Source organism: Methylobacterium sp. CM6257 (assembly GCF_054611515.1).
The window spans coordinates 786,429-812,326 of sequence record NZ_CM137735.1 but is presented as its reverse complement, the minus strand read 5'-3'; the positions used below and the strand labels follow the sequence as shown (position 1 = coordinate 812,326).

Here is a 25,898-nt window from a genome sequence, read left to right as displayed (position 1 = left end):
GGGGCTCGTCACCACAGGCGGATCACTGCCACGCGTCGAAGGCGCTCTGCATGACCTGAGCGCCCGCGGCGCCCTTCTCGAACGTCAGCACCGCACGCTTGCCCGACGTGTAGCGCAGGGCGAGATCGAACCAGTTGCGGTGGAGCAAGAGATCGGTGTTGCGCTCCACGTCGTTCTGCAGCGACGACAGCCCGATCAGGAACAGGTTGTCGCGGACCCGGACCGGCAGGCCCGAGACCGGCGACCCGCGGGCGTTCTGCTCGTCCTTGGCCTGAAGCAAGCCGACATCCTGCACAGTACGGGCACCACCGTTTCCGCTCTGGCTGAAGGCGAGACTGACCGTGTGCGAGGCCGGCAGGGTCGTGTCGAGGTTGCGCTGAATGGTCATCACCAGGGTCAGCCCCGCATCGGGGATCGTCACGGTCGCGACGACCGCATTCTGCAGCGGCTGTCCCTGCTCGCCATTCACGGTGTCGAGCCGCCAAGTCACCCGGCCCGGAGTCGTCATCGGCTGCGCGTTCTCGGCGGCCGAGGCCTCCTCGATCAGTTCCGCGCGCTGAGCCACGGAGACGTTCGGCTCAGCCGGCGACGCTGCAGCGCGTGGGGGTGCGTTGCTCTCCTGACGGGGTGCGGGACGCGGGGCCGAAGCTGCGTCGCCACCGACGCGGTCGCCGAACTTGGTCTCGCCTTCGGGCTGCTGTGTATCCGCTGTCTCGGTGCCGCTCGACGGCAGGGTCTGGGGACGGTCGCGGAGCAGGAAGGCCGCCACGGCGATCAGGCCGATCACCACCGCCAGCACGGTCCCGACGAACACGTTGCGCAGAACCCGCGACCGGCCGGTCCGTGGCGGCACGACTTCGATCCGCGGACGCTGGCGGCCGTTCCCGGCCTCCGCGGAGGCCGCAGCGAGTTCGGGGTCTTCGCCAGGTGGCGGGGCGGCGGGCGCTTCCGGCGTTTCGGGGGCGGCCGGTGGTTGGCTCTGGCCCGGGCGCGGCGGCGTGATCGGGATCGGCGCCTCGCGCGGCTCGGGCTCAGGGGCGCGTGCCACTAGCGCCTCGAAGGGCGGCTTCGCGGCCGGCAGGGACGGCTTGAGCGACGGTGCCGCCGGCGGCTCGGGCGGTGACGGCTCCGGGAGCTCCGGCTCAGAGACCGGCGGCACGATCGGTTCAGGCACCACCGCATCGTTGGCCGGAGCCGGGAGGCCGCCGTGATCCACCTCGAGCCGCTCGATCGCGGCGTCGAGCGCTCGGCGCTCGAGATCGATATCGGCCTCCGAGAGCGGCGGATCGAGGGAGCGGAGCTGGCTGATCAGGGCATTGCGCGCGCGATCGTAGACCGCCTTGCGCAGAGCCGGCGTTCGGTCGGGCAGCGCATCGAGCGCGCGTGCCAGAAGCGGGTAGTAATCGGCCATATACCCTGGTCCGCCCCTTCGGCTGCCGTCCGGCAGCACCGGTCGACGGCCGGGGGCCGAGGGCCGCTCCCGCCCGACGGGGTCGGTCACGGCCGTCGGCCGGTGATAACGCCTCCCGCCGCGCGGATCCGCGCCCGCACGTCGGTTGCCGTGATGATGGCGGGGCGGCCATGGAGGCAGCCGCCCTGCCGCGCGCCCGTTCTAGATCAAGCCGGCACGGGCTGGATACGGGCGGAGCGTTCAAAAAGACGCGCCGTCAACGGGATAGCGCGCGGGGCGTCAATCCTCGAACGGGTTGTGCATCAGGATGGTGTCGTCGCGCTCAGGTGAGGTCGACAGCAGCGCCACCGGCGCCCCGATCAGCTCCTCGATCCGGCGGACATATTTGATCGCCTGCGCCGGCAGATCCGCCCAGGACCGGGCGCCCGCCGTGGTCTCGGACCAGCCCGGGATCACCTCGTAGACCGGCTCGACCCGGGCCTGCGCGGCCTGGCTCGCCGGCAGATGGTCGATCGGCTTGCCGTCCAGCATGTAGCCGGTGCAGACGCGGATCTCCTCGAACCCGTCGAGGATGTCGAGCTTGGTGAGCGCGATGCCGTGGATGCCGGAGGTGCGCACGGTCTGGCGCACCAGCACGGCGTCGAACCAGCCGCAACGGCGCTTGCGGCCGGTGTTGACGCCGAACTCGCGCCCGCGGCTGCCGATGGTCTCGCCGATCTCGTCGAACAGTTCGGTGGGGAACGGCCCCTCGCCCACTCGTGTGGTGTAGGCCTTGGCGATGCCCAGCACATAGCCGATCGCCCCTGGGCCGAGGCCCGAGCCGGTCGCCGCCTGCGCGGCCACGATGTTGGACGAGGTCACGAACGGGTAGGTGCCATGATCGACGTCGAGCAGCGCGCCCTGCGCGCCCTCGAACAGGATCCGCTTGCCGGCCCGGCGCTCCTCGTCGAGCAGCGCCCAGACGGTGTCGGCGAAGGGCAGGATCTTCGGCGCGATGGCCTTCAGCTCGGCGAGCAGCGCCTCGGCATTCACCTCGTCGATCCCGAGGCCGCGTCGCAGGGCGTTGTGATGGGTCAGCACCCGTTCGATCTTGGCCGGCAGCGCCTCCGGATCGGCGAGGTCGACGACGCGGATCGCTCGGCGCCCGACCTTGTCTTCGTAGGCTGGCCCGATGCCGCGCTTCGTGGTGCCGATCTTGAGACCGGCATTGGCGGTCTCGCGGAAATGGTCGAGCTCGCGGTGGAGGGGCAGGATCAGCGTGGCATTGTCGGCGATGCGCAGCGACGCGGGCGAGACCTCGACGCCCTGAGCCTTGATCCGCTCGATCTCGTCGACGAGATGCCAGGGATCGACCACGACGCCGTTGCCGATCACGGAGAGCTTGCCGCCGCGCACCACGCCGGATGGCAGCAGGGCCAGCTTGTAGGTCACGCCATCGATGACCAGCGTATGGCCGGCATTGTGCCCGCCCTGGAAGCGGACAACGATGTCGGCCTGCTCAGAGAGCCAGTCGACGATCTTGCCCTTGCCCTCGTCGCCCCACTGGGCGCCTACAACGACGACGTTGGCCATGCCTGCCTGCTTACCCGCGACGGAAACCGGGACGGCGCCGCCCACGAGTGCGGGCTGCGTACGTCGTGAGCCGTTTCCGCGATCCGGGCAGCGAAATCAAGCAACTCCCTGCATGGCGGCCCGTATAACGGCCGCAGGGCGCTTACTTCGCCTCCGTTCCGGGCGCGCGGCCGGGCAGTTCCCGGGGCTTGATCACCGGCATCGAGCCGCTGTCGTTGGGCTTGACCACGGTGCCGGTCGTACCGGTGTCCGGCGGCTTGATGACGCCGTCGTTCCGCTGGAGCTTGTCGCTGAGCGACTGGTCCTTCGGCGGGGCGTCCGCGCTCGGACGCACGCGGTCGGGCGGCGTCTGGGTCGCCGGCGGCAGGGCCGGATCGATGTCGCGCCCTTTCAGCGGCGCGTCGGGATTCTGTGCATAGGCGGGCACCGCCATGACGGTCGCCGCGAGTGCGGCGAGCAGGAGCTTCTTCGGCAAGATAGGCCTCCCCTCTCGGGACACGAATTCGGGGAGGAACAGCCGGGGGCGGCATCCGTTCCTGCGCACCGGTCGCCGGGGTGCATCGTCCTGTGGACCGGATCCGGGACGATGCGCTCTCGAGGGGGGCTTCGACCTCAGCCCTGACGGGCGGCCTCGATGTACAGTTCGCGCAGGCGCCGGGTCAGGGCACCCGGGCGGCCTTCACCGATCCGCTTCCCATCGATCTCCACCACCGGCATCACGAAGGCAGAGGCGCTGGTGTAGAACGCCTCCTCAGCCTCGTAGGCCTCGGCGACCGGGATCAGACGCTCCTCGATCCGCAGGTCGGCCTCCTGGGCGAGCCGCAGCACCGAAGCCCGGGTGATGCCGGGCAGCAGCGCCGTGGAGAGCGGCCGGGTGACGAGCACGCGGTCGCGGCTGACGATGAACGCGGTCGAGGACGAGCCTTCGGTCACCGCGCCATCCTCGACCATCCACGCCTCGGCGACGCCGGCCTCGGCCGCCTGCTGCTTGGCGAGCACCTGGGCGAGCAGGGCCACCGACTTGATGTCCCGGCGCTTCCAGCGCAGGTCCTCCACGGTGATTACCCGGGCGCCGGTCTCGGCCAGTGGGTTGGCCAGCACGGTCTTCGCCTGCGTGAACATCATCACGGTGGGCTCGACACCACCTTTCGGAAAGGCGAAGTCGCGCTCGGCGACACCGCGCGTCACCTGCATGTAGACGAGGCCCTCGGTGACGCCGTTCCGGGCAACGAGCTCGGTCTGCAGGCGCTCCCAGCCGGCTGCGTCGTGCGGGTTGCGGATGCCGATCTCGCCGAGCGAGCGATCGAGCCGGGCGAGGTGCGCCGCGTTGTCGACGAGCTTGCCGTCGAGGATCGCGGATACCTCGTAGATTCCATCCGCGAACAGGAAGCCGCGATCCATGATCGGCACGCGCGCCTCCGCGAAGGGGAGGAACTGGCCGTTGAGATAGACGGTGCGGGAAGCGGTCACGGTTTGCCTTCCTGTGTTCGTCACGGGCCCAAGCAGGAATCGTGCGGCGCGCTCAGGCCGCGCCGAACACCCGCGAGAAGATCGTGTCCACGTGCTTGAAGTGGTAGCCGAGGTCGAAGCATTCCTCGATCTGCTCCGGCGAGAGCGCCGCGGTCACCTCGGGATCCGCCTTCAGGAGCGCGAGGAAATCCCCCTCCCCGCGCCAGACCGGCATCGCATTGCGCTGGACCAGACGGTAGGCGTCCTCGCGCGACACGCCGGCCTGGGTGAGCGCCAGCAGGACCCGCTGCGAGTGGACGAGGCCACCGAGCCGGTCGAGGTTCTTCTGCATGTTGGCCGGGTAGACCAGCAGCTTCTCGACGACACCGGTCATCCGCGCGAGCGCGAAGTCGAGGGTCACGGTGGCGTCGGGGCCGATCATCCGCTCCACAGAGGAATGGGAGATGTCGCGCTCGTGCCAGAGCGCCACGTTCTCGAGAGCCGGGGTCACGTAGCCGCGCACCATCCGGGCAAGCCCGGTGATGTTCTCGGTGAGCACCGGGTTGCGCTTGTGCGGCATGGCCGACGAACCCTTCTGGCCCTCGGAGAAGAACTCCTCCGCCTCCAGCACCTCGGTGCGCTGGAGGTGGCGGATCTCGATGGCGAGCCGCTCCAGGGACGAGGCGACGACGCCGAGGGTGGCGAAGAACATCGCATGGCGGTCGCGCGGGATGACCTGGGTGGAGACCGGCTCGGCGGTCAGGCCCATCTTCTCGGCGACGTATTGCTCCACCCGCGGGTCGATATTGGCGAAGGTGCCGACGGCCCCGGAGATCGCGCAGGTGGCGACCTCCTCGCGGGCCGCGATGAGGCGGCGACGGTTGCGCTCGAACTCGGCATAGGCCTGGGCGAGCTTCAGCCCGAAGGTCACGGGCTCGGCATGGATCCCGTGCGAGCGGCCGATCGTGGGCGTCAGCTTGTGCTCGAAAGCCCGAGCCTTCAGCGCGACGAGGAGCGCGTCCACGTCGGCGATGAGGATATCGGCGGCACGCACGAGCTGCACGTTGAGGCAGGTGTCGAGCACGTCCGACGAGGTCATTCCCTGGTGGACGAAGCGCGCCTCGGGACCGACGATCTCAGCGAGGTGGGTGAGGAACGCGATCACGTCGTGTTTCGTCACCGCCTCGATCGCGTCGATGCGGGCGACATCGAAGACGGCGTCCTTGCCCTTGGCCCAGACCGTTTCGGCGGCCTCCTTCGGCACGACGCCGATCTCGGCAAGCGCAGTGGTGGCGTGCGCCTCGATCTCGAACCAGATCCGGAAGCGGCTCTCGGGCGACCAGATCGCCGTCATCGCGGGGCGGCTGTAGCGGGGGATCATGGGGGCCTCGGCACGGTCCGGATTGCGTGCGAGGCCGGTAGCATGCGCCGGGCCGGCCGCTCAATGCATACGGCTCATGCCGGGGCGACACGGGATGTGGAGCACTCAGCCTGCACGCACCCAGCCCTGGCCCATGAGCCGCTCCTGCGGGCGGAAGCGGGACTTGTAATCCATCTTGCGCGAGCCCTCGACCCAGTAGCCGAGATAGAGATACGGCAGGCCGAGCCGGCGGGCGCGGCGGATATGGTCGAGGATCATGAAGGTGCCCGGCGAGCGCCCGGCCTCCTCAGGATCATAGAACGAGTAGACCATCGACAGACCGTCCGCGAGGACATCGGTCAGGCAGAAGGCGAGCGGCGGACCCGAACCGCGTCCGGTGATCGCCGTGTCCGGCCCGTGCCGCCGGTAGGCCACGAGGTGCGTGTCCACGTGACTGTCCTCGACCATCATGGCGTAGTCGAGCACTGTCATGTCGACCATACCGCCGTCGCCGTGGCGGGCGTCGAGATAGCGGCGGAACAGGGCGTATTGCTCGGAGGCGGGCCGGTTCGGCTCGGGCGTGCCGACCCAATCCGCGTTGCGGGCCAGGATCCGCCGCTGGCTGGCGCTCGGCACGAACTCATCGACCACGACACGGACCGAGATGCAGGCCCGGCAGGTCTCGCAGGCCGGGCGGTACGCGATGGTCTGCGAGCGGCGGAAGCCGCCCTGCGTCAAGATCTCGTTGAGGTCACGGGCACGCCGACCCACGAGGTGGGTGAAGACCTTCCGCTCCTCCTGGCCCGGGAGATACGGGCATGGCGAGGGCGCGGTGAGGTAGAATTGCGGCGTATCGCGCGGATGGCTGGTCACGCTTCTTCTTGACCCTGCGCCGGGTTCATCCTCTCGGCGCCGGCATACCAGTGTACAGGCGGAGCGGCCGGGCTCAATGCCCCCGGACACCGGTCGCGCGAGATTTTCACCGCGTGTCGGGCCGCTCAGCGGGCGTGGACGACCGCGAGCCCGAGCAGCAGGTCGTGGCCGAGTCGCCGGTCCGAACGCACAAGCCCGAAGGCGATATCGATGCACCACAGCAGGAACGTCGAAATCGCCACGTAGAACAGCAGGGCGTGGACGGCCGCCGTGATGATGTCGACCCGCGCGCCGCTCTCGGGGGCGATGGTCCGCAGGCCCATCAGCCGTTGTCCGATCGTGCTCTGCTTCGGCCCGCCGACCGTGATCGCGCTGTAGATGATGCCACTCGCCGGCAGGATCGCGAACAGGGTCCAGCCCAGCCCGAACGTCACCACGCCGATGACGGTGATCAGCAGCGTCAGCAGGACGGTGAAGCCGAAGATGAACAGGATGTCGAGGAGGTAGGCGACCGTGCGGCCGCCGAGACTCGCGCGCACGAACGGGACCGGCAGCGAGGCCGCGTAGCCGGGTGCGTCGAAGCGCTGCGCGTAACCGGATTGGGGGTTCTGCATGGTGTCGCGTCCTGCAAGCGAGGCTGCGCCGGGAGAGGTGGGGGCATGCCGCGAGGGCCGCAAGGGGAGCCTGCCGAACCGGCCGGTTCAGCGCTCAGCCGGATCGTCGGCCTCGGCATCCGGCGTGTCGAGATAGAAGCGCTTCAACATGTAGAGGGACGGGCCGGACAGGCTGGTGCCCTCGGTGGCGAGGGCGACGATCGTCGAGCCGGCATCGAAGCGGCACGTCAGCCAGCGCTGCCGGTTGCCCTCGGCGTAGTCGACCCGGACCGTGTTCGCCGCCGCCCCCGGCGCCGCCCGCAGGAGCCGGATCCCGGCCTGGGGCGCGACCGCCGGCAGGGCTCGGCGGCAGGTGGCTACCCGCTCCCGCCGCAGGGTGTCCTGGCAGGCGACGAGCCCTCCGAGAAAGCCTACGGCGACCGCGCTCCCGAGGAGCCAGCGGTGCGCGCGTCTCACGGACGGGTGCGCAGGCGCTCGGCGACCCGGGGGGCGTGGTACGTGAGGACGCCGTCGGCCCCGGCCCGCTTGAAGGCGAGAAGCGCCTCGACCATCGCGCGGTCGCCGTCGAGCCAGCCGTTGCGGGCGGCCGCCTCGATCATCGCGTACTCGCCGGACACCTGATAGGCGAAGGTGGGGACCTGGAACTCGTCCCGGACGCGTCGGATGATGTCGAGATAGGGCAGGCCCGGTTTGACCATGACCGAGTCTGCGCCCTCATCCAGGTCGAGGCGGACCTCGCGCAGGGCCTCGGCCGAGTTGCCTGGATCCATCTGATAGGTGCGCTTGTCGCCCACCAGCGCCGCCTTGGTGCCGATCGCGTCGCGGAACGGCCCGTAGAAGGCGCTGGCATACTTGGCCGCGTAGGCCATGATCTGCACGTCGAGGAAGCCGGCCTTGTCGAGCCCGGCGCGGATCGCGCCGACGCGCCCGTCCATCATGTCAGAGGGCGCGATGATGTCGGTCCCGGCCTCGGCCTGGATCAGGCTCTGCTCCACGAGGACGGCCACGGTCTCGTCATTGAGGATCGCGCCGTCCTTCATCAGGCCGTCATGGCCGTGGCTCGTATAGGGGTCGAGCGCGACGTCGGTCATGATCCCGACCTCCGGGACCGCCCGCTTCACCGCGCGCACGGCCCGGCAGACGAGGTTGTTGGCGTTGAGCGCCTCCGAGCCCGTCGGGTCGCGCAGCGCTACTTCGGTGAAGGGGAAGAAGGCCACCGCCGGGATGCCGAGCTGCGCCGCGCGCTCCGCGTCCCGCACGATCTCGTCCACCGAGAGCCGCTCGACGCCTGGCATCGAGGCGATCGGCTCGCGGCGTCCCTCGCCCTCGATGACGAACATCGGCCAGATCAGATCATCGACCGTGAGCGTATGCTCGCGCACCAGCCGGCGCGACCATTCCGCCTTGCGGTTCCGGCGGGGACGCTGTGTGATCTTCAAACCCTCCACGCGGGCGCCCTCTCGGGCGGCCTCTACGGCGAGGGGGCGCGGCTCTGGCAAGGTCTCTGACATGCGGATTCGCCACCGTTCGCGCGGACCACGCCGCGGATCGCGCGGCGCCTCGGCGCCGGAGGTGCCGGACTAGCACACCGGGCCGGGGCGACGAAACCCGACCATTGACGCAGGACGGCGGAACGGCTTCAACCCGGCGATCCCTAGCCCACCGACCAGGATCCCGGCCCTCCGATCATGAACCGGCCCCTCCCCTCCGCGAGTGCGGCGTAGTGCCCGGCTCCTTCCCGATCCGGAGGAAGGCTCCCCGGCCCGGCGAGATCCCGACCGACCGGATCGAGCGTGCCCAGGGCCCGGCGCCCGGTACATGGGATACGGTGCTCGTCTGGTTCATGAGGCTCACCGCGCTCGTTTGGCTGCTCAAGAGCGTCCTGGCCTGGGCCAGCATCCTCGACGTGCTGCCCGGATCCCGGCCATTCGAGGCTGAGCCGTTCGGGCGGCAGGCGGCAATCGTCTATTTCGCGGTCATCGATGCCGCCGCGGCGATCGGGCTGTGGCTGACCAGTGCCTGGGGCGGCGTGATCTGGCTGCTTGCCGTGACCTCCGCCATGACGCTCGCGGTGTTGACCCCGCAACTTCTACCGATGCCGGTGCCGCTGCTCGTATTCGGCGCCAGTGTCGTGACGTTGTACTTCCTGCTCTCCTGGCTCGCCGCGCAGGAAGCACGGTGAACGAACCGTTCTTATCTTCGCTTCAGTTTGTCTTTACCGCGAAGAGTAAATCGGGAATTCATCCTGTCGCTTAAATCGCCTTTCATCCCCGAGCCCTAGCTTAGCCATCATCAGCCGCCCCGCATTGTACGGAGGTGGCACCATCAGATGGCGAGGCAGAGATGAAGACCCAGAGCGCTCGTGTCGTGAAGCCCGAAGCTCCCGAGGAGGCCTCGGCCGCGAAGGGCTCCTACCTGGAGGCGCTGCACCTCGTGGAGCGGCTGCACCGTCGGCTGCTCGACGTGATCAAGGACGAGTTCGAGCGCCGCGGCCGCGAGGACGTCAACAGCGTCCAGGCGCTGCTCCTGTACAACATCGGCGACAAAGAGCTCACCGCCAGCGAACTGCGGACCAAGGGCTACTATCTCGGCTCCAACGTCTCCTACAACGTCAAGAAGCTCGTGGAGGCCGGCTACCTGCACCACGCCCGCTCGAAGACTGACCGCCGGTCGGTCCGGATCAGCCTGACCGACAAGGGCCGTCAGGTGCACGAGATCATCCAGGGGCTGTACGACAAGCATGCCCGCACGATCGCGCCGATCGGCGGCATCTCGGACGACGACTTCAACCGGCTCAACCAGGCGCTGGGCCGCCTTGAGCGCTTCTGGACGGACCAGATCCGCTACCGCCTCTGACGGCTCCCGTCAGAGATTCAGGAGACCCAGGATCCCGGCGATGACCGCGTAGGCGAAGCCGGCATTGATGGCGACGCCGAACAGGCCGATCACAAGGCCGCCCATCACGACGATGCCGTCGCGCTCGACGAGGCCGAGGCCCACGAGGCAAACGGCGAGGCCGAGGGGAATCTGCCCCACGATGGGCGCGGCCACGATCAGGGCCAGCGCCAGCGCCAGCAGGACGATGCCCATGCCGCGCATGCCCAGCGCGGTCTCGAACACACTGACACGGGGGCGCGACCAGCGCTCCAGGCGCCGCAGGACCGGCACGGCCCGGGTCACGGCGCGCCGCACATCCGTCAGGGCGATCGAGCGGCCGAGCAGGATCCGCGGCAGCCAGGGCGCCGACATGCCCGCCGCGATCTGGATGGCTACGAGCAGCAGGAGCAGGCCGCAGATCAACGGGATCGGCGGTGGCATCGGCAGGCAGTTCGGCAGCCCGAGCAGCACCACGAGCAGCGCGAACGCGCGATCCCGCAGCACCGCAACGATATCGCCCACGGTGAGGCGCTCGCCCTCCTGGCTTGCCAGCACCGTGAGGACGTCCGACGTTCGTGCACCGGAGGTCAAGGATCCGCCAACCTTCGCTGTCCCGCGGGGGGCTCTAACCGAGAACACCTGGCACGCCAAGCACGGCAGATTGGCGACAGGGGGTAGGGCGGCCGGCGGCACGGCACGCAGCCACCTGAGGTCTGCAGATCGCAACAAAGCAAATCTCAAATCAAGCTTTGTCGTTCACGCCCTTCATCCAGTCACATTCTGGCGATCGAGCCCGGCACAGAAATGTTTCGGTGGATCCAAAGATGGCGCATCTGTCCACCTCGATACGGACACCTAAACTTCTGCCTCCCAGCCCGGAGGCCGAATCGTGCGATGCTGGCACACTTCTTTCAGGAACTTTCGATTGTTCGGCTACGCGGTCGTTACAATGGTCGCAGGCAGGGCGAATTCGGCCGGGGCCGATGCCACCGAGATCAACACGCTGCTGTTCGGCAGCCTCGATGCGGGTGCCGCGACCTTCATGACGCTCGGTGCGAAATTCGGGCTCGCCTCGCTCGACAGAGACGGTTTCGTCGCACTGGCGAGCCTCGGCGGCGGGCATCGAGATGAGCGCAGCCTTGAAGGCCGGCGCCAGCGCTACACGCTCAGCACCGCCGTGGTCGTCGGTTATCAATGGTTCTTCGACTGGGGCGTCGTCGCGGCTTTCGCTGGTCCCGAGGGCATGATGGAGACGCTCGTCGACGGTCACGGGTTGGCAGCCCTGCCGGCACAGCTCGGCCTGCGCCTGCACGGCGAGGTCTGGGCGCGTCCAACTGACGCGACGCTCCTGCAGGCGACCGCGGTAGCCGGCTCAACACACGACAGTCTGTGGGCGCGCGCGGCTTGGGGGTACCGCCTTTGGAGTGCCTATATCGGCCCGGAGGCGGCTGTCTACACGCACGCGACGGGCTACGCGAAGTGGAATCTCGGTTTGCACGGCACCGACTTCGCCCTGGGCCGCTACAGCATCCGGACGTCGGCCGGAATCCAGTTTGAGGCCGGACGGCGCGCAGCCTGCCCCTATTTCGCCATGGCGGTCTGGTCGCCCTGGTGAGCAGGCTCAGGTTCGCTGCTGAGCTCGGCGAAGAAGGCGGCTGCGTCCCGGCGGATCTCCGCCCGGCGCTTGTCCCCCAAGCCACGCAGGGTGCGGTACGGCATGGTCATCCGGGGATTCCCGGCGAGCGTGTCCTCGTTCTCGATCAGGAAGTTCCAATACAGATAGTTGAACGGGCAGGCGTCCGGGCCGGCCTTCACCGCCACGTCATAGGTGCAGGACGCGCAATAGTCCGACATCCGATCGATATAGGCGCCTGAGGCCGCGTAGGGCTTCGAGCCCATGACGTCCCCGTCCGCCCACAGCACCATCCCGTGCACGTTGGGCAGCTCGACCCACTCGTAGGCGTCGGCGAAGACAATCAGGTACCATTCCTCAACCTGGGCCGGGTCCAGACCCGCGATCAGCGCGAAATTGCCGGTGACCATCAGGCGCTGGATATGGTGGGCATAGGCGTGGGCGCGGATCTCCGAGACCACCTGCGCGATGCAGTTCAGTTTCGTCTCGCCCGACCAGTAGAACCACGGCAGGTCACGGCCCGCGCCGAGCGCGTTACTCTCGCGGTACTCCGGCATCCGCGCCCAGTAGAGGCCGCGCACATATTCCCGCCAGCCGAGGATCTGGCGGATGAAGCCCTCGACGGCATTGATCGGCGCCGCGCCCTCGCCGTAGGCCCGCTCGGCGGCCCGGCAGACTTCCTCGGCCGTGAGGAGGCCGGCATTGAGGGCCGGCGACAGGAGCGCGTGGTAGAGGAACGGGGCGCCGGTCTTCATGGCGTCCTGATAATCGCCGAAGGTCGGCAGGCACGATGCAATGAAGTGCCGGAGGGCGGCCAGCGCGTCGGCCCGGGTGACCGGCCAGGAGAAGGTGGCGAGGTCACCGAAATGCGCGCCGAACTCCCGCTCCACGAGGGCGATGACCTCGCGGGTCACCGCATCCGGCTGAAAACCGATCCGGTCGGGGGCACGATGGCCCCTGGGCAGGCGCTTGCGGTTCTCGGCGTCGAAGTTCCAGCGGCCCCCGACCGGTTCGTCGCCCTCCATGAGCAGGCCCGTCCGGCGGCGCATACCCCGATAGAAAGTCTCCATCCGCAGGTGGTGCCGGCCTTCGGCCCAGCGCGCGAAATCCTCGCGGGGGCAGAGAAAGCGGTTGTCGGCGCGGATCTCCACCGGTGCCGACAGCGTCTCACGCCAATCCTGCATCATCTGCCAGACCCGCCACTCACCGGGCTCGGTGACCACGACGCGCTCGGGACGATACCGCGCGACCGCCCGTTCCAGCTCGCCGGTGAAGCTGCCGGTGTTGCCCGGATCCGTCAGGCGCACGTAGGCGACGGTGACCCCTTCCGCCTCCAGCTCGGCCGCGAAATGGCGCATGGCGGCGAAGAGGAACGCGATCTTCTGCTTGTGATGCCGGACATAGGTGGCCTCGTCCCGCACCTCGGCCATCAGGACCACGTCGTGCTCGGGATCGAGATCCACGAGGCTGGACACGCGACGGCTCAGCTGGTCGCCGAGGACGAACCGCAGCGTTCCCCGAGAGCCGATTTCGCGACCGCGTCTCCTCAGCATCACCTCAGCCCTTGGTGCGCAGGGCGGAGCGGCCGCCGTCCACGCCGATCACCTGCCCGGTGATCCAGGCCGCCTCGTCGGAGACCAGAAACGCCGCGAGCGCGCCGACATCCTCCGGCCGGCCGAGGCGCTGGAGGGCGTGCATCGCGGCAATCCCCTGGGCGAGGGTCTCGTTGCCGGTGATCGCGGCGGCGAGCGGCGTGCGAGTCAGCGAGGGCGCCGCCACGTTGACGCGGATCTGCGGCGCGAGTTCGGCGGCCAGCGCGAGCGCGAGCCCCTCGACGGCGCCCTTGGCCATCGCAACCGAGGCATGCGCCGCGAAGCCCTGCGCGGCGGCAACCGTCGAGAACAGCACGATCCCGGCCCCCGCCTCACCGGCCCCGGCCTTCAGCGCGCCCGCGGCGGCCTGCACGGCCGAGAAGGCACCCAGTGCGTTAATCCGGAAGTCGCTCTCTGCATCGGCCCGCGTAAGCCGGCTCAGCGGGCGGAGGTTGATCGTTCCGACCGCGTAGACGAGACCTGCAGGTCCCGGCCCCGCCGCTTCCGTCACCGCGGGAAAGAAATCAGGATCGGCGATGTCGCCGGCACTGAATGTGGTCTCGCCGAGTTCGTCCGCAGCGCGGGTCAGGCGATCGGTATCGCGGGCGGCCAGGTGGAGGGCGAAGCCGCGGGACCGCAAGGCCCGGGCCGTCGCGAGACCGATTCCTCCAGTCCCGCCGTAGATGATCACCCGTCGCACGTGGAACTCCCCTTGCTACCCTTCCAGGCTCGATCAAGGTAAGGCCGGTGGTGCTCCCGGGCAGACGGGAGGCCCATGTGCTCCACGTCCACAAGGTCGCAGGCGGCAAGCATGAAGTTCGCGTTCGCCGGTATCGACTTCCTGGGCGGTGTGTTCGAGGGCCTGCTGGATGCCGGTTGGACACCGGTGAAGCTGTTCACCCGCCCTTGCGACGGCATCTACGACCACAACGAGGTGATCGTCGCCCGCGCCCGCGCGCTTCGCGTGCCGATCCAGCTCTCGCGCATCCGCGAGCGCGACATCGAGGCGCTCCAGGCCGAGCACGGCCGGGACTGGGCGCTCGTGGTGGCGGGCTATCCATGGCTGGTGCGGGGCTGGCGCGGCCGCGCGGCCTACGGGCTCAATGTCCACCCCTCCCCGCTTCCGACCGGGCGCGGCCCCTACCCGCTCTTCCGGGCGGTGCTCGACCGCTACGAGACCTGGGGCGTCACCGCCCACGTCCTTGCGGATGGCTTCGATACCGGCGACATCCTGGCCCAGGACATCTTCGCCTTGAGCCCGTTGGAGTCGCACGAGACGCTGCTCGCCAAGTGCCAGATGGCGGCCCGAAGGCTTGCCGCGGGCCCGCTCGGCCACGAATTGCCCAACCGGTGGCGCAGGCCCGAGCCGCAGGGCGACGGCTCGTACTGGCCCCGCGCCACCGATGGCGACCGCACCCTCGATTTCCGGCAGGAGGTGGACGCGATCCTGCGCCGGGTGCGGGCCTTCGGCACCGTCGAGACGATCGCGCGTCTCGGCGAAGCGCGGGTCTTCGTGGCGGAAGCCCATGGCTGGCGCGAGCGCCACCCGCACACCCCCGGCGCGGTCGTGCATCGCCACCGCCGGCACGTCGTGGTCGCGGCGTTCGACGGTTATGTGCAGATCACCCGCTGGTCTCCGGTGCCGCTCACGGAGGCCGGCCAGATCGGACGCTGACGGGAACCGACGTGGGGCGGCTGGTGTTTCCGGCGGCCCTGACCGTCACGGAGCCCGACATGTCGACACGCGCAAGCCTCGCCGCAGCCCTCGGGTTCGCGGCGCTGTTCACGGGCTCAGCCCTCGCCCAGGCCGTCGTGGTCGCCCCGGACGATTTCGGCCCGGAGGACGAGGTGGTGGTGCGCGACTACATCGTGCGCCGGCCGGTCGGGCCGGGACCGATCGTCGGTTCGATTCCGCTGCGGCCCGGCAGCATCGTTCCGCCGGACGTGCGGCTCGCACCGTTCACCGACGCGCCGAACCCGCGCCTGCGCCGCTTCGGCTATTTCGTGGCGCCCGGCGACAAGATCGTGGTGGTCGATCCCGAGACCCGCGCGGTCGTTCGCATCTTCGATCGCTGAGGCCACGGCGCGCGGCGCTCACCAATCGCTCAGCGCCGCCCGCTTCCATCGGTTCGGGGCGACGCAGCGGTACTCGTAGGCCTCGTCCCAGGCATGGTCGCCGGGGGTGCAGAGATCGGTGCTGTTCCGGGGCGGGCGCGGCAGCATCTCGCGGAGAGAGGCTGCCTCGACTTGGCCGGTATCGCTGACCCGGAACACCGGCCCGCCGGGGGTGCCGTAGATCAGGTCATGCCCGTCGAAACCGAGGCTGCGCGAGAAGCCGCCGTCGCGATTGCCATCAAGCCCGATCGCCTGCCCCGGCCCGAGAAGGATCGGCACCCCTGTGAAGCGGGCCGCGGCGGCGTCGATCCCGATGCCGTAAGTGCCTTCCCCCTGGAACGAGATTCCCCGGTCCGTCACTGAGCCGGTGAGATTGCCCATCAGGATGCCATATCCGGTGTGAGCGCCCGGCACGCCGCCAGTGGAGATCTGCAGGCCCACCCGCTGACGGTTGCGGTCGGTGGTGGGCGACTGCGCCGAGACATCGATCTCCGTGCCGATGCAGGAGGCCACCGGGTCGGCCTCGTCGGTCGTATCGACGCAGTTGAAGTTGCCGGCCCAGGATGGTCCCACCGGGCCGAGCCGGTTCGCCTCCTTAAAGATGGTGCCGTTGACCGCAACATTCTGGGCGCCCGTGCTGGCCAAGCTGCGATTGTGCAGTTCGCCCGTGATCGTCCATTCGTAGCCGGCGTTGTGCGGACCGGTGGAGCCGAGCGCCCAGATCGCCTTGTAGGTGTGGCCGGGCTCTCCCGAACCCGCAGGCACGTGCCGGTCGACCCGAAGGGTGGAGACCGGATCGAAGCCTGCGGGCTGGTTCCACAGGAAGGCATGACCGCCGTCGATGCCTGGGAGACCGCTGCCCTGGACATCGCGGGAGAAGTTCGGCGGCCAAGCCGGAGCCGGCACCGGTGCCGGCGCGGGGGCCTCGGCCGCGGCGGTCACCGGCAGACCGGCCAGCAGGCTCAGCCAGAGCCCCAGGGGTAAACCTGGCGAGCAATTCGGAAAGCGCGCGAGACCGGGGCGGATGCGCATGATCGTCTCCGGATGTTCGTGCCGGCTCCGCCCTGTCCGGGGCCGGTCGGGCGAAGAGTGGTCGCGCAGCCAGATAGGCCGGGGTCCGCCGCGGGCGACACCCAGCTTGGTCGGCGCGACGGCGCCGAGGGCGTATTTGGGTCCGGGGCAGCAATGTGCTCTGATGCGTGCCCGATCAGGCAGCCGGAGAGCGGCCCATGGTGAAGGCCCTGCGATTCCTCCGGACATGGTTCCTGATGTCGATCCCGTTCGGGCTGTTCGTCGGCAAGTTCATCAAGGCGGGAAAGGGGCCCCCCAGCCGCGACGAACGCCGTCCGTAGAAGCGGACTGGCGCTGAGGCACTGCCGAAGCGCGGCGGCAGGCGAAATTTCGCAGCAGGTACTTTAAAGCTTGCCAAAACAACGGCGCCATAAATCTCGCGTTAGCGATTCTGGCGCAATTTTATTGAAATCGCGCCATGTCGGCCGACATCGCCAGGACTATCGGCCGTGTCACGCAACGCCAGGCCCACCGTCGGATTCGTGGAAAGACGCGCGGCCGAGCGGAAGGTCACCGCCATGCTGGCCTATGCGCAGCATCCGGATGGCTCGCGGTTTCCCTGCCAGGTCAAGAACATCTCCGACCGCGGCGCGATGCTCGAATTTCTCGGCTCGCACGTGGTGATGTTGGAGGACGCGTTCGATCTCGTCTTGGCCAATTCCGACGTGCGCTATTCCGTCGAGCTGATCTGGCGGAAGGAGCGGACAGCGGGGGTTCTGTTCTGTCTGGCGGCGGACTGACCCAGTCCGCAGCGGTGTCAAGCCGACAGCGTCGCCATCAGCACCAAGCCGACGGCCGGCAGTGCCAGGGCCAGGACCGCGAAGGTATCGAGGGGGGCCGGGTGGCCGGCATCGAGCCAGCGATGCTCGGCGAATTTTTCTGCCGCGAAGCCCGCCAGTACGAGGCCGCAGCCGATGAAGGTCATGAGCGCGGACATCGACCGCCGCCTCTCCAAAACGCCGCGCAGAAGATTGCGCCTGACCGAAGTACCCCCGGGACCGCGATAAGGTTTCACGCGCGGACGGCACGGCAGGCGAAAAACGTGGTCCCGGCGTCGCGGAATGGCCGACCCAACCCTTGCAATCCCGCCCGGATCCGTCGAGGCGGGAGGACGCGCGTGCAGGGATGGATGATCGCCCAGGCGACGGGAGACGCGGACTTTTCATGAGCATCGGCAAGGGTGTGGCCGTCGGCCAGGAGGGCTGGCTGTACTGGGTCGGGCGGGCCCGTGAGGTCGAGGCCTTCTACGGCGATACCGCGACGTCGCGGCGGATCCTGAAGCGCTGGGCGCGGCTGATCGGCCGGCGCGCGCGCCGGCTGGACGACCTCGGGATCCGGCACGTGCACGCCGTCGTGCCCGACAAGCTCGCCGTCTATCCTGACCTGCTCGGCCGCCCCTTCCCCGGACTCGACGATCCGCCCGGCAGGCGCCTCGCCCGGCTGGTCGCCCACGACAGCGCGGCCCCGACAGTCGACCTGCTGACGCCGCTCCTGCGGGCACGGGCCGACGAGCCCGTCTACCTGCGCACCGACACGCACTGGACGTATCGCGGCTACCTTATCGCCTATCGCGCCCTCTGCGAGGCCCTGGCCGCGCCGGTGGCCGAGCACGTCTTCGCCGGCACGAGCGTGCCGGAGCGCTTCACCTTCGATCTCGGCGAGAAGCTCACGCCCCCGATCGACGAGGAATATGTCGCCTACGACTTCACCCGGCACGCGGAGCGCGTCGACGCGAACGCGCTGGTCCAGGTGCGCGAGTCGGGCCAAGCGGTGCGGCCGCGCGGATTGTTCGTCGGTTCGCGGGTCGTGCTGAAGAACCCCGATGCCCCCGACGCGCGTCGGGTCGTGCTGTTCGGGGATTCGTATATCTACAGCCCGGGCGCCCGCCTCACCGCCATGCTGGCGGAGACCTTCAGTGAGGTGCATGCGATCTGGTCGGCCAATATCGATTGGGCGTATGTCGAGGCCGTCCGGCCGGATGTGCTGATCTTCGAGATCGCTGAGCGATTCCTGCGTCAGGTCCCCACCGACCGGATCCGGATCGATGCCTTCGCGCAAGCGCGGGCGCGGCGCGCGATCCGACCGAACCTGCGCGAACGCCTCAAACGGTGGCTGCGATAGGCGTCCGCTCTGAGGCGACCGCCGGTCCCGGAAACGTCAGCACGAAGCGGCAGCCTCCTGCCTCGGACGTATCGACGGAGACGGTGGCGTTGTGGAGCTTGGCGATCGCCGCCACGAGGCTCAAGCCCAGGCCGTTGCCCGCGGTGTGCCGGGCCGCCTCGGCGCGATAGAAGCGGCGGAACACCTGGGTGTGCTCGCCCGGCGGCAATCCGGGGCCGGAATCCTCGATCGTCGCGACGGTGGCATCACCGTCACGACGCACCGTGATGCAGACGGCTCCTCCGGTCGGGGTGAATTTCAAGGCGTTGTCGAGGAGGTTCGACAGGGCCTCGAAGCACAGGTCCCGGTCGCCGTAGATGGTGTGATCCGCGCCGGAGACCGCGATGTCGAGGCGGATATCCCTCTCCTCGGCCATGGGCGCGAAGTACTCGGCCACGACGGTCGCCACCTCGCCGAGATCGACCCGCGCGAAACCACGGCGCCGGCGCCCATCCTCCATCTCGCCGATCCGCAGCACCGCGGTCACCATGGCGAGCGTCTGATCGATCCACAGGAGACCCTGATCGATCGCCTCGTGGAACTCCGCCACGGTTTTCGCCTGTGACCGGCTTCGCTCCAGCCGAGCACGCAGGCGCGTGAGGGGCGTGCGCAGATCGTGGGCGACCGCATCGCCGACGCTGCGGACCTCACCCATCAGGTGCTCGATCTCGTCGAGCATACGGTTCACGTTACCGGCCAGCCGGTCGAACTCATCGTCGTGGTTTCCGACAGGCAGGCGCGTGCGCAGGTCGCCGCGCATCACTTGGGCCATGGCCGCCTCGGTGGCGGCCAGCCGTCGGCGTGCGCGGCTCGTCAGCAGCAGGCCACCGAAGGCCGAAAGGGCGAGAGTCGGCACAAGCCCGAGGCCCAGCGCCCTGAGCGTCGTCGCCCGCACCCGATCGATCTCGTCGGTATCGTGGGCGATCACGATGGTGGTGCCGTCGGCAAGAGTCAGCGAGGCCGCCCAGATCTCGTCGGCGATGGTGCGCCCGGCGATATCGACCGTCGCACTGACGCGGTCCGCGTCCCCGTCGCGCGCGAGATGATGCGGTATGGCCCCGAGATTCCCCGCCCGGCGCGCGCCGTCCGGTCGGAACAGGCCCCCGTAATGCGTGGCGTGGGGATCCGTCGCGATCCAGGTTTCCACGCGGGAACCCGCCGCCGTCGGATCGGCCGCCGCGGCCCGGACTTCCACCCGGAGGGTCTCGGCGAGTTCCTCACGCAGGTAATCGGCCGTCTGCCAATAGACGAAGCCGAACATCGCCAAAGCGAGCAGAATCGACCACAAGGCGATCCCGCATGCCCATCGGACCGCCGTGGAGTGCAGGAGGTCAACCATCGGGTGCGAGGGTGAAGCCGATACCGCGGACATTCTGAATCACGGGCGGCTCGCCGGCCGCCTCAAGCTTCCGACGGAGACGTCCGAGATGCACGTCGATGAGGTTGGATTTCGGCGTGAACCGGTAGTTCCAGACCTCCTCGAACAGCATGGCCCGCGTGACGATCTGTCCTGGGCGCCGCATCAGAAATTCGAGAAGCTTGAGTTCGCGCGGCAGCAACTCGAGATCGCGCCCACCGCGCCGGCCGGTGCCTGCAATGAGGTCGATCTCCAGGCTGCCGACCCGCAGGACCGTCTCGCGGCTGTCCACGGGGCGCCGGAGCAGCGCCTCGATGCGGGCGGCGAGTTCTCCCAGGGCGAAAGGCTTGGCCAGGTAGTCGTCCCCACCCGCGCGCAGTCCTCGGATGCGCTCGTCGACATCGCCCAGCGCGCTGAGGACCAAGGCCGGGGTCCGGTCTCCGTCCCGACGGAGATCTTGGAGCACGCCGAGCCCGTCCTGGCCGGGCAGCATCCGGTCTAAGATGATCGCGCCCCAGGCGCCGTCCCGGGCTGCCCGGGCCCCGTCCGGGCCGGTCGCGGCCCAAGCGACATCGTGGCCGCGCCCGCGCAGGTCGTCGAGCACGTCCTCGGCCGTCTCCGCATCGTCCTCGATCAGCAGCAGCCTCGCCACGCCCGCCCAAGCCCCCGGCCCGCACCTCTCATGCCGGACTTCCCGGCGCAAATCGCCGTGCGGCGACCTCTATGAACCCGAATTTAATGGCACCGCATCGGCTTGGCACCCTTTATTGGAATGACTCTAGCACATTCCGATGCCCCTGGCGCGACCCGGACAGCGCGTTTCGGGACATCAACGATGCGGACTCGACCTCGCCCCACCAGCCCGATCCGGGCCGTCCCGAACGGCTGGAGGATGATGGGACATGCCTAGGAAGCGGCGCCCGCGACGCCTCATCAACCGGTACGCGCAACGTCGCCTTTACGACGTTGAGACAGCGACCTACGTCACCCTCGATCGTCTCAAGGAACTGCGCTGCGAGGGATACGAAGTCGTGGTCCGTGAGGTCGAGACCGGGCGCTACGTGACCGAGGATGTGCTCCGTCCGGGCCTCGACGCATGAGGACGCGAGACCCGTGGGCGCCGGCCATAGACGCCGTGCTCAGCCGGCCGCGCGGCCGCGCATGTCGCTGATCGCCGAGGCGCCATCCCACGCCCGCGACGCCGATACGACCGATCAGGCCGTGTCGCCTGTGCCAGGGCGTCGCGAGGATTCCGCCCCCATGCAGGCGCCGAACCGGCGCCGCGGGTTCGTGGTCCCGTTGCTCGTCCTAATCCTCGCCGCCCTCGCCGCCGCGGGCTGGCTCTACAGGAACACGATCCTCGACAGGCTCGGCCTGGCCCCGGCCACTCCGACGACGGGGGCGACCGAGACGAAGGCCGAAGATGCGCCGGGCAATCCCGATATCGTCACCCTCGACGAGGCCGGACAGAAGCGGATCGGCCTCGCCTTCAGCACCGCCGAGACGCGCCGGATCGTGCTCCCGGTGCGCGCCCCCGGGACCGTCGCCTTCGATGAGCGCCGGGTGACGCATCTCAAGCCGCGCACGCCGGGACGGGTGCTGAGCCTTGCGGTCCAGCCCGGGGACCGCGTCGAGGCCGGACAGACCCTGGCGACCCTCGACGCCGCGGGCATCCTGGACGCGCGGAACGGCTTCCTCGCCGCCCAGGCGGCTCTGGGCGAAGCGCAGGCCTCCGAGAAGGTCGCCGAGCTTCAGCTCAGGCGCGGCCAGGAACAGCTCAAGTTCGGCGGCGTGGCCCAGGCCGAGGTGGAGCGGCGGCAGGTCGATCTCGCCAAGGCGCGCGCGGCAGTCCAGTCGGCCCAGGCCAATGCCGAGATGTACCGCGCCCAGTACCAGCGCCTCGCTCCCGCGGAAGGGGCCGCGCCCGGAACCAGCGCCGTCGTCACCCCGATCGCCGGGGTCGTGACGAGCGTCGGCGTGACCCTCGGCGAGGTGGTCGATACCACCCGGGATGCATTCACGGTCGCGGACCCGACCCGGGTCCTGGTGCTGGCGAACCTCTATGGCCCGGACATCGCGCGAGTGAAGGCCGGCGACACGACCTCGGTGGAGAGCCCGATCGCGGGCCACCCACCTTTCGAGGGGCGGGTGCGCTCCGTCAATGCCGCCCTGGACCCGGCGACCAACACGGCCCCGGCCCGGATCGAGCTCGACAATCCGGCGGACCTGCTGCGCGCGAACATGTTCGTCTCCGTCACGGTCGCGGCGGATCTCGGCCGCGACGGCGTAACGATCCCGGCAGCGGCGGTGCAGCAGACCGAAGCCGGGCCGATCGCCTTCGCGCGCATCGCTCCCGACCGGTTCGAACGGCGCGCCCTGAAACTCGGGATCCAGCGCTCGGACTGGGTCGAGGCGCAGAGCGGGGTGGCGGCCGGCGAGACGGTCGCGACCGCGGGGAGCTTCGGCCTCAAGGCGATCCTACTGCGCAGCCTGCTCGGCTCCACGGATTGAGGCCGTGCCATGAGAACCTGGTTCGCCCTGCTGGTGCGCCGCCGCTTCCTGGTCCTGGTTGTGGCGCTCGCGGCCGCGGCGGGCGGCATCGCCAACCTCGAAGGCCTCTCCATCGACGCGGTGCCAGACATCTCGCCCAAGCAGGTGATGATCCTCACCCTGTCTCCGGGCCTGGGTCCGCTTGAGGTCGAGCGGCTCGTCACCTTCCCGGTGGAGACCGCCATGGCGGGGGCGCCGGGGCTGACCAATGTCCGCTCGACCTCCCGGGCCGGGGTCTCGGCCGTCTACGTCACTTTCGACGAATCCATGTCGGTCACCGCGGCGCGCGCCGAGGTGTTCCAGCGGCTGCCGCAAGCCAAGAGCCTGATGCCGGCCGGGGTCGGAGACCCACAGATGGGCCCGATGGCGACGGGCCTGGGCGAGATCTACCAGTTCGAGCTGCGCGGGCCGGCCTACACCCCGATGCAGCTCAAGCGCATCCTGCAATGGACGATTGCCCCGAAGCTGAAGCTCACGCCCGGCATCGCCGACGTGAACATCTACGGCGGCCAGTTGCCGACCTACGAGGTCCGCGTCTCCGCCGATGCCCTGCGCCGTCACGGCGTGACGCTGGCCCAGGTCTACACCGCGCTTGCCGACAACAACGCTGCCCGCGGCGGTGCCTATATCGAGCACAACGACCAGCAGGAGGTGATCCGCGGCCTCGGCCTCGCCAAGGGGCCGGGGGACATCGCCAACATCGTGGTCGCCACAGGCCCCGGCGGCGTTCCGGTGACGATGGCGACCCTCGGCACCGTGCAGGAGGCGCCCAAGGTCCGGCTCGGGGCCGTCACGCACGACGCGGCCGGCGAGACCGTCGTGGGCATCGCCCTGATGCGCTACGGCGAGAACGCCAGCGCGGTCGTCGAGCGGGTCAAGAAGACCATCGACGGTTTGCGCCCGCAGCTGCCGCCCGGCGTCGAGATTGTCCCCTATTACGACCGCAGCAAGCTCGTGGACCGGACCATCCACACTGTGGCGCACAATCTCCTCGAGGGCGCGGTACTGGTGATCGTGGTCCTGCTGCTGCTGCTCGGGAACCTGCGCGCCGGCCTGATCGTGGCGGCCGCGATCCCGCTCTCGATGCTGATGGCCTTCGCGGGCATGCGGCTGCTCGGCCTGTCGGGCAACCTGATGAGCCTCGGGGCCATCGACTTCGGGCTGATCGTCGACGGCGCCGTGGTGATGATCGAGAACGTGCTGCGCGCCCGCGGCGAGCATCCGGAGCGCCCCGCGGCCGAGGTGGTGCGGGACGCCGCCGCCGAGGTGGCGCGGCCGGTGATGTTCGCCGTGGCGATCATCATCCTGGTCTACGTGCCGATCCTGGCCCTCGAGGGAGTGGCCGGGAAGATGTTCGTCCCGATGGCGCTCACGGTGATCCTGGCGCTCGGCAGCTCGCTGATCGTCACCATGACCCTGATGCCGGCACTGGCGGCGGTCTTCCTCTCGGGCCGCGGGATCGGCGAGCGTGAGACGCGCCTCGTCCACTGGGTGCGGGGCGCCTATACACCGATGCTGCGGGCCGCCGAACGGCACGTGGTCATGACGGTCCTGGCGGCGCTCACCCTCTTCGCCGGATTCTGCGTCCTGGCCACCCGGCTCGGCGGCGAGTTCCTGCCGAAGCTGTCCGAGGGATCGATCGTCATCACCTCCGAGAAGCTGCCCGGCATCAATCTCGACGCCTCGCTTGCCACGATGAACCGCATCGAGCGGGTGCTGAAATCCTTCCCCGAGGTGAAGCGGGTCGTGTCGCTCACCGGGAGCGCCGAGATCCCTACCGACCCGATGGGCGTCGAGTCCACCGACAGCTTCATCACCCTGGCCGATCCTTCCACCTGGAAGACTGCCGAGACCCAGGACGGCCTCGTGGCGGCCTTCGACAAGCGCCTCAAGGAGGAGGTGCCGGGCGTCGCCTACGCGTTCTCGCAGCCGATCCAGATGCGCATGGACGACCTGCTGGAGGGCGTGCGCGGCGACGTGGCGATCAGCCTCTACGGCGACGACCTGAAGGTTCTGAAGGATACGGCCGACGCAATCGTGCGCGCGGTCTCCGGCGTCGACGGCGCCGCCGACGTGAAGGCCGAAGCCCAGGCCGGGATGCCCGCGCTCTCGATTCAGATCGACCGCGCCAAGGCCGCGCGCTACGGCATCAACGTCTCCGACGTGCTCGATGTGGTCGAGAGCATCGGCGGCCGCACCAGCGGCATGGTGTACGGGGACGACAACTCGATCACCGACATCGTGGTGCGCCTCGACCCGACGGACCGCAGCGACATCGAGCGCATCCGTGCCCTGCCGGTGGGCCGCCCCGGTAAGGAGGCGGGATCATCGATGACGGTGCCCCTGTCGATGGTCGCCACGGTGGACGTGGCTTCCGGCCCGGCCCAGATCAGCCGGGAGCGCCTGCAGCGGCGCATCTCCGTCCAGGCGAATGTCCGGGGCCGCGACGTCCAGAGCTTCGTGGACGCCGCCCGCAAGGCGGTGGCCGATCAGGTGAAGCTGCCGCCGCGCTACTCGCTGGTCTGGAGCGGCCAGTTCCAGAACCTCCAAGAGGCGACGGCGCGGCTCGCCATGGTCGTGCCGGCGGCGCTGGCGGCGATCCTCGTGCTGCTGGTGGTGATGTTCGGCGACATCCGGCTGGCCGGGCTGATCTTTCTCAACGTACCGGTCGCCGCCACCGGCGGCATCCTGGCCCTCACCCTGCGGGACATGCCGTTCTCGATCTCGGCGGCGATCGGCTTCATCGCGACCTTCGGGATCGCGATCCTGAACGGCGTGGTGCTCACGAGCTACATCGGCGATCTGGAGCGCACCGGGCTCGACCCGCAGGAGGCGGCTACCCGCGCGGCCGAGATGCGGTTGCGACCGGTGATGATGACGGCGCTGGTGGCGGCCCTGGGATTCCTGCCCATGGCCCTCTCGACCAGCGCCGGCGCGGAGGTGCAGCGGCCGCTGGCCACCGTGGTGATCGGCGGCCTGATCTCAGCGACCTTCCTGACCCTGGTGGTACTCCCGGCCGTCTACCCGGTGGTGACGCGGCTGCGCTGGCCGTTCGGTGGCGGGCGCGAGGACACGCGGCGGGCTGTCCACTCCGCGGTCGAGCGCAGCGCTCCGCGCAGGGCGCGGGACCGGGTGCGGTGACCGTTCGAGACATCACGCTGCGCCGCGGCGCGTCCGCTGCAGCTTACCGTCAGGGCCGTGCTGCAAGTCGGGAGCACATTGTCCCGGGCCGCGCAAAGATCGCTTGGCCATCCATCGGGCGGA

At 69.3% G+C, this 25,898-nt stretch carries 27 protein-coding genes; 11 read left to right on the top strand and 16 right to left on the bottom strand.

The genetic code is table 11. The features are described 5' to 3' along the window. Nucleotides 1–22: 22 nt before the first annotated feature. From ACYCO6_RS03860 to hemB, 9 genes are all read right to left on the bottom strand, one after another. Nucleotides 23–1,411, bottom strand: a complete 1,389-nt coding sequence (locus ACYCO6_RS03860; RefSeq protein WP_459769466.1) for a histidine kinase — start codon at nucleotides 1,409–1,411, stop codon at nucleotides 23–25. Between the two features lie 279 nt (nucleotides 1,412–1,690). Then, nucleotides 1,691–2,983 carry an adenylosuccinate synthase gene (locus tag ACYCO6_RS03855; RefSeq protein WP_459769464.1) on the bottom strand — a complete coding sequence of 431 codons (1,293 nt, stop codon included), beginning with the start codon at nucleotides 2,981–2,983 and terminating at the stop codon, nucleotides 1,691–1,693. A gap of 142 nt (nucleotides 2,984–3,125) precedes the next feature. Next, complete coding sequence (locus ACYCO6_RS03850; RefSeq protein ID WP_459769462.1) at nucleotides 3,126–3,458, bottom strand: hypothetical protein; 333 nt, start codon at nucleotides 3,456–3,458, stop codon at nucleotides 3,126–3,128. 137 nt (nucleotides 3,459–3,595) lie between these two features. Next, nucleotides 3,596–4,453: a D-amino-acid transaminase gene (locus tag ACYCO6_RS03845; protein ID WP_459769460.1), complete on the bottom strand. Its 858-nt coding sequence runs from the start codon at nucleotides 4,451–4,453 to the stop codon at nucleotides 3,596–3,598. A gap of 52 nt (nucleotides 4,454–4,505) precedes the next feature. Next, nucleotides 4,506–5,813, bottom strand: coding sequence for an adenylosuccinate lyase (gene purB, locus ACYCO6_RS03840; protein ID WP_459769458.1), 1,308 nt, complete (start codon nucleotides 5,811–5,813; stop codon nucleotides 4,506–4,508). Between the two features lie 105 nt (nucleotides 5,814–5,918). Next, complete coding sequence (locus tag ACYCO6_RS03835; RefSeq protein WP_459769456.1) at nucleotides 5,919–6,665, bottom strand: arginyltransferase; 747 nt, start codon at nucleotides 6,663–6,665, stop codon at nucleotides 5,919–5,921. A gap of 125 nt (nucleotides 6,666–6,790) precedes the next feature. Then, complete coding sequence (locus ACYCO6_RS03830) at nucleotides 6,791–7,279, bottom strand: RDD family protein (protein WP_459769453.1); 489 nt, start codon at nucleotides 7,277–7,279, stop codon at nucleotides 6,791–6,793. An 87-nt stretch (nucleotides 7,280–7,366) separates the two neighbouring features. Then, nucleotides 7,367–7,735 (bottom strand): hypothetical protein, encoded by a 369-nt coding sequence (locus ACYCO6_RS03825; protein WP_459769451.1) that lies wholly within the window; start codon nucleotides 7,733–7,735, stop codon nucleotides 7,367–7,369. Continuing rightward, complete coding sequence (gene hemB / locus ACYCO6_RS03820) at nucleotides 7,732–8,790, bottom strand: porphobilinogen synthase (protein ID WP_459769449.1); 1,059 nt, start codon at nucleotides 8,788–8,790, stop codon at nucleotides 7,732–7,734. The genes ACYCO6_RS03825 and hemB overlap by 4 nt, the downstream gene beginning before the upstream one ends. 212 nt (nucleotides 8,791–9,002) lie before the next feature. Here hemB and ACYCO6_RS03815 point away from each other — a divergent pair, with 212 nt between their 5' ends. Together ACYCO6_RS03815 and ldtR are read left to right on the top strand one after the other, a co-directional pair. Further along, nucleotides 9,003–9,461, top strand: a complete 459-nt coding sequence (locus ACYCO6_RS03815) for a DUF6163 family protein (RefSeq protein ID WP_459769447.1) — start codon at nucleotides 9,003–9,005, stop codon at nucleotides 9,459–9,461. A 161-nt stretch (nucleotides 9,462–9,622) separates the two neighbouring features. Then, nucleotides 9,623–10,135 (top strand): transcriptional regulator LdtR, encoded by a 513-nt coding sequence (ldtR, locus tag ACYCO6_RS03810; RefSeq protein WP_459769445.1) that lies wholly within the window; start codon nucleotides 9,623–9,625, stop codon nucleotides 10,133–10,135. A gap of 9 nt (nucleotides 10,136–10,144) precedes the next feature. Here the strand turns inward: ldtR and ACYCO6_RS03805 are convergent, their stop codons facing one another. After that, nucleotides 10,145–10,747 (bottom strand): exopolysaccharide biosynthesis protein, encoded by a 603-nt coding sequence (locus ACYCO6_RS03805; protein WP_459769443.1) that lies wholly within the window; start codon nucleotides 10,745–10,747, stop codon nucleotides 10,145–10,147. Between the two features lie 358 nt (nucleotides 10,748–11,105). Between ACYCO6_RS03805 and bcsS the strand changes: the two genes are divergently transcribed. Then, entirely contained in the window at nucleotides 11,106–11,771 is a 666-nt protein-coding gene (gene bcsS / locus ACYCO6_RS03800; protein WP_459769441.1) for a cellulose biosynthesis protein BcsS, read from the top strand. Here bcsS and ACYCO6_RS03795 read toward each other — a convergent pair. Next, nucleotides 11,738–13,342, bottom strand: coding sequence for a cryptochrome/photolyase family protein (locus ACYCO6_RS03795; protein WP_459769439.1), 1,605 nt, complete (start codon nucleotides 13,340–13,342; stop codon nucleotides 11,738–11,740). The two genes, bcsS and ACYCO6_RS03795, sit on opposite strands and share 34 nt — an antisense overlap. A gap of 4 nt (nucleotides 13,343–13,346) precedes the next feature. Then, entirely contained in the window at nucleotides 13,347–14,081 is a 735-nt protein-coding gene (locus ACYCO6_RS03790) for an SDR family NAD(P)-dependent oxidoreductase (protein ID WP_459769437.1), read from the bottom strand. Between the two features lie 111 nt (nucleotides 14,082–14,192). Here ACYCO6_RS03790 and ACYCO6_RS03785 point away from each other — a divergent pair, with 111 nt between their 5' ends. Both ACYCO6_RS03785 and ACYCO6_RS03780 read left to right on the top strand, forming a co-directional pair. Further along, nucleotides 14,193–15,056, top strand: a complete 864-nt coding sequence (locus ACYCO6_RS03785) for a formyltransferase family protein (RefSeq protein ID WP_459769435.1) — start codon at nucleotides 14,193–14,195, stop codon at nucleotides 15,054–15,056. Between the two features lie 59 nt (nucleotides 15,057–15,115). Next, nucleotides 15,116–15,457 carry a hypothetical protein gene (locus ACYCO6_RS03780; protein ID WP_459769433.1) on the top strand — a complete coding sequence of 114 codons (342 nt, stop codon included), beginning with the start codon at nucleotides 15,116–15,118 and terminating at the stop codon, nucleotides 15,455–15,457. 18 nt (nucleotides 15,458–15,475) lie between these two features. On the opposite strand, the gene ACYCO6_RS03775 is transcribed toward ACYCO6_RS03780, so the two are convergent. Then, nucleotides 15,476–16,528: a hypothetical protein gene (locus tag ACYCO6_RS03775; protein WP_459769431.1), complete on the bottom strand. Its 1,053-nt coding sequence runs from the start codon at nucleotides 16,526–16,528 to the stop codon at nucleotides 15,476–15,478. 197 nt (nucleotides 16,529–16,725) lie between these two features. Between ACYCO6_RS03775 and ACYCO6_RS03770 the strand changes: the two genes are divergently transcribed. Both ACYCO6_RS03770 and ACYCO6_RS03765 read left to right on the top strand, forming a co-directional pair. Beyond that, nucleotides 16,726–16,848, top strand: coding sequence for a hypothetical protein (locus ACYCO6_RS03770; RefSeq protein WP_459769428.1), 123 nt, complete (start codon nucleotides 16,726–16,728; stop codon nucleotides 16,846–16,848). Between the two features lie 168 nt (nucleotides 16,849–17,016). Beyond that, the gene (locus ACYCO6_RS03765; RefSeq protein ID WP_459769426.1) at nucleotides 17,017–17,307 is read left to right on the top strand and encodes a PilZ domain-containing protein; all 291 of its coding nucleotides are present in this window, start codon (nucleotides 17,017–17,019) and stop codon (nucleotides 17,305–17,307) included. 17 nt (nucleotides 17,308–17,324) lie between these two features. Here the strand turns inward: ACYCO6_RS03765 and ACYCO6_RS03760 are convergent, their stop codons facing one another. Next, entirely contained in the window at nucleotides 17,325–17,504 is a 180-nt protein-coding gene (locus tag ACYCO6_RS03760; RefSeq protein ID WP_459769424.1) for a hypothetical protein, read from the bottom strand. A gap of 227 nt (nucleotides 17,505–17,731) precedes the next feature. On the opposite strand from ACYCO6_RS03760, the gene ACYCO6_RS03755 reads away from it, so the two are divergent. Then, nucleotides 17,732–18,688 (top strand): alginate O-acetyltransferase AlgX-related protein, encoded by a 957-nt coding sequence (locus ACYCO6_RS03755; protein ID WP_459769422.1) that lies wholly within the window; start codon nucleotides 17,732–17,734, stop codon nucleotides 18,686–18,688. Here the strand turns inward: ACYCO6_RS03755 and ACYCO6_RS03750 are convergent. Together ACYCO6_RS03750 and ACYCO6_RS03745 are read right to left on the bottom strand one after the other, a co-directional pair. After that, nucleotides 18,669–20,015: a sensor histidine kinase gene (locus ACYCO6_RS03750; protein ID WP_459769419.1), complete on the bottom strand. Its 1,347-nt coding sequence runs from the start codon at nucleotides 20,013–20,015 to the stop codon at nucleotides 18,669–18,671. The genes ACYCO6_RS03755 and ACYCO6_RS03750 overlap by 20 nt on opposite strands. Before the next feature lie 43 nt (nucleotides 20,016–20,058). Continuing rightward, nucleotides 20,059–20,736 carry a response regulator transcription factor gene (locus ACYCO6_RS03745; RefSeq protein WP_459769417.1) on the bottom strand — a complete coding sequence of 226 codons (678 nt, stop codon included), beginning with the start codon at nucleotides 20,734–20,736 and terminating at the stop codon, nucleotides 20,059–20,061. A gap of 250 nt (nucleotides 20,737–20,986) precedes the next feature. On the opposite strand from ACYCO6_RS03745, the gene ACYCO6_RS03740 reads away from it, so the two are divergent. From ACYCO6_RS03740 to ACYCO6_RS03730, 3 genes are all read left to right on the top strand, one after another. After that, the gene (locus ACYCO6_RS03740) at nucleotides 20,987–21,184 is read left to right on the top strand and encodes a polyhydroxyalkanoate synthesis regulator DNA-binding domain-containing protein (protein WP_459769415.1); all 198 of its coding nucleotides are present in this window, start codon (nucleotides 20,987–20,989) and stop codon (nucleotides 21,182–21,184) included. Between the two features lie 61 nt (nucleotides 21,185–21,245). Next, complete coding sequence (locus ACYCO6_RS03735) at nucleotides 21,246–22,595, top strand: efflux RND transporter periplasmic adaptor subunit (RefSeq protein ID WP_459769413.1); 1,350 nt, start codon at nucleotides 21,246–21,248, stop codon at nucleotides 22,593–22,595. 9 nt (nucleotides 22,596–22,604) lie between these two features. Continuing rightward, the gene (locus ACYCO6_RS03730; protein ID WP_459769411.1) at nucleotides 22,605–25,775 is read left to right on the top strand and encodes an efflux RND transporter permease subunit; all 3,171 of its coding nucleotides are present in this window, start codon (nucleotides 22,605–22,607) and stop codon (nucleotides 25,773–25,775) included. Nucleotides 25,776–25,898: the final 123 nt, after the last annotated feature.

Excerpts from the sequence above, each read along its gene's own strand:
- ACYCO6_RS03860 (WP_459769466.1), bottom strand. The coding sequence starts at position 1,411 with ATGGCCGATTACTACCCGCTTCTGGCACGCGCGCTCGATGCGCTGCCC.
- ACYCO6_RS03855 (WP_459769464.1), bottom strand. The coding sequence starts at position 2,983 with ATGGCCAACGTCGTCGTTGTAGGCGCCCAGTGGGGCGACGAGGGCAAG.
- purB (WP_459769458.1), bottom strand. The coding sequence starts at position 5,813 with ATGATCCCCCGCTACAGCCGCCCCGCGATGACGGCGATCTGGTCGCCC.
- ACYCO6_RS03830 (WP_459769453.1), bottom strand. The coding sequence starts at position 7,279 with ATGCAGAACCCCCAATCCGGTTACGCGCAGCGCTTCGACGCACCCGGC.
- hemB (WP_459769449.1), bottom strand. The coding sequence starts at position 8,790 with ATGTCAGAGACCTTGCCAGAGCCGCGCCCCCTCGCCGTAGAGGCCGCC.
- ldtR (WP_459769445.1), top strand. The coding sequence starts at position 9,623 with ATGAAGACCCAGAGCGCTCGTGTCGTGAAGCCCGAAGCTCCCGAGGAG.
- bcsS (WP_459769441.1), top strand. The coding sequence starts at position 11,106 with ATGGTCGCAGGCAGGGCGAATTCGGCCGGGGCCGATGCCACCGAGATC.
- ACYCO6_RS03795 (WP_459769439.1), bottom strand. The coding sequence starts at position 13,342 with ATGCTGAGGAGACGCGGTCGCGAAATCGGCTCTCGGGGAACGCTGCGG.
- ACYCO6_RS03785 (WP_459769435.1), top strand. The coding sequence starts at position 14,193 with ATGAAGTTCGCGTTCGCCGGTATCGACTTCCTGGGCGGTGTGTTCGAG.
- ACYCO6_RS03780 (WP_459769433.1), top strand. The coding sequence starts at position 15,116 with ATGTCGACACGCGCAAGCCTCGCCGCAGCCCTCGGGTTCGCGGCGCTG.
- ACYCO6_RS03775 (WP_459769431.1), bottom strand. The coding sequence starts at position 16,528 with ATGCGCATCCGCCCCGGTCTCGCGCGCTTTCCGAATTGCTCGCCAGGT.
- ACYCO6_RS03770 (WP_459769428.1), top strand. The coding sequence starts at position 16,726 with ATGGTGAAGGCCCTGCGATTCCTCCGGACATGGTTCCTGATGTCGATC.
- ACYCO6_RS03760 (WP_459769424.1), bottom strand. The coding sequence starts at position 17,504 with ATGTCCGCGCTCATGACCTTCATCGGCTGCGGCCTCGTACTGGCGGGC.
- ACYCO6_RS03755 (WP_459769422.1), top strand. The coding sequence starts at position 17,732 with ATGAGCATCGGCAAGGGTGTGGCCGTCGGCCAGGAGGGCTGGCTGTAC.
- ACYCO6_RS03740 (WP_459769415.1), top strand. The coding sequence starts at position 20,987 with ATGCCTAGGAAGCGGCGCCCGCGACGCCTCATCAACCGGTACGCGCAA.
- ACYCO6_RS03735 (WP_459769413.1), top strand. The coding sequence starts at position 21,246 with ATGTCGCTGATCGCCGAGGCGCCATCCCACGCCCGCGACGCCGATACG.
- ACYCO6_RS03730 (WP_459769411.1), top strand. The coding sequence starts at position 22,605 with ATGAGAACCTGGTTCGCCCTGCTGGTGCGCCGCCGCTTCCTGGTCCTG.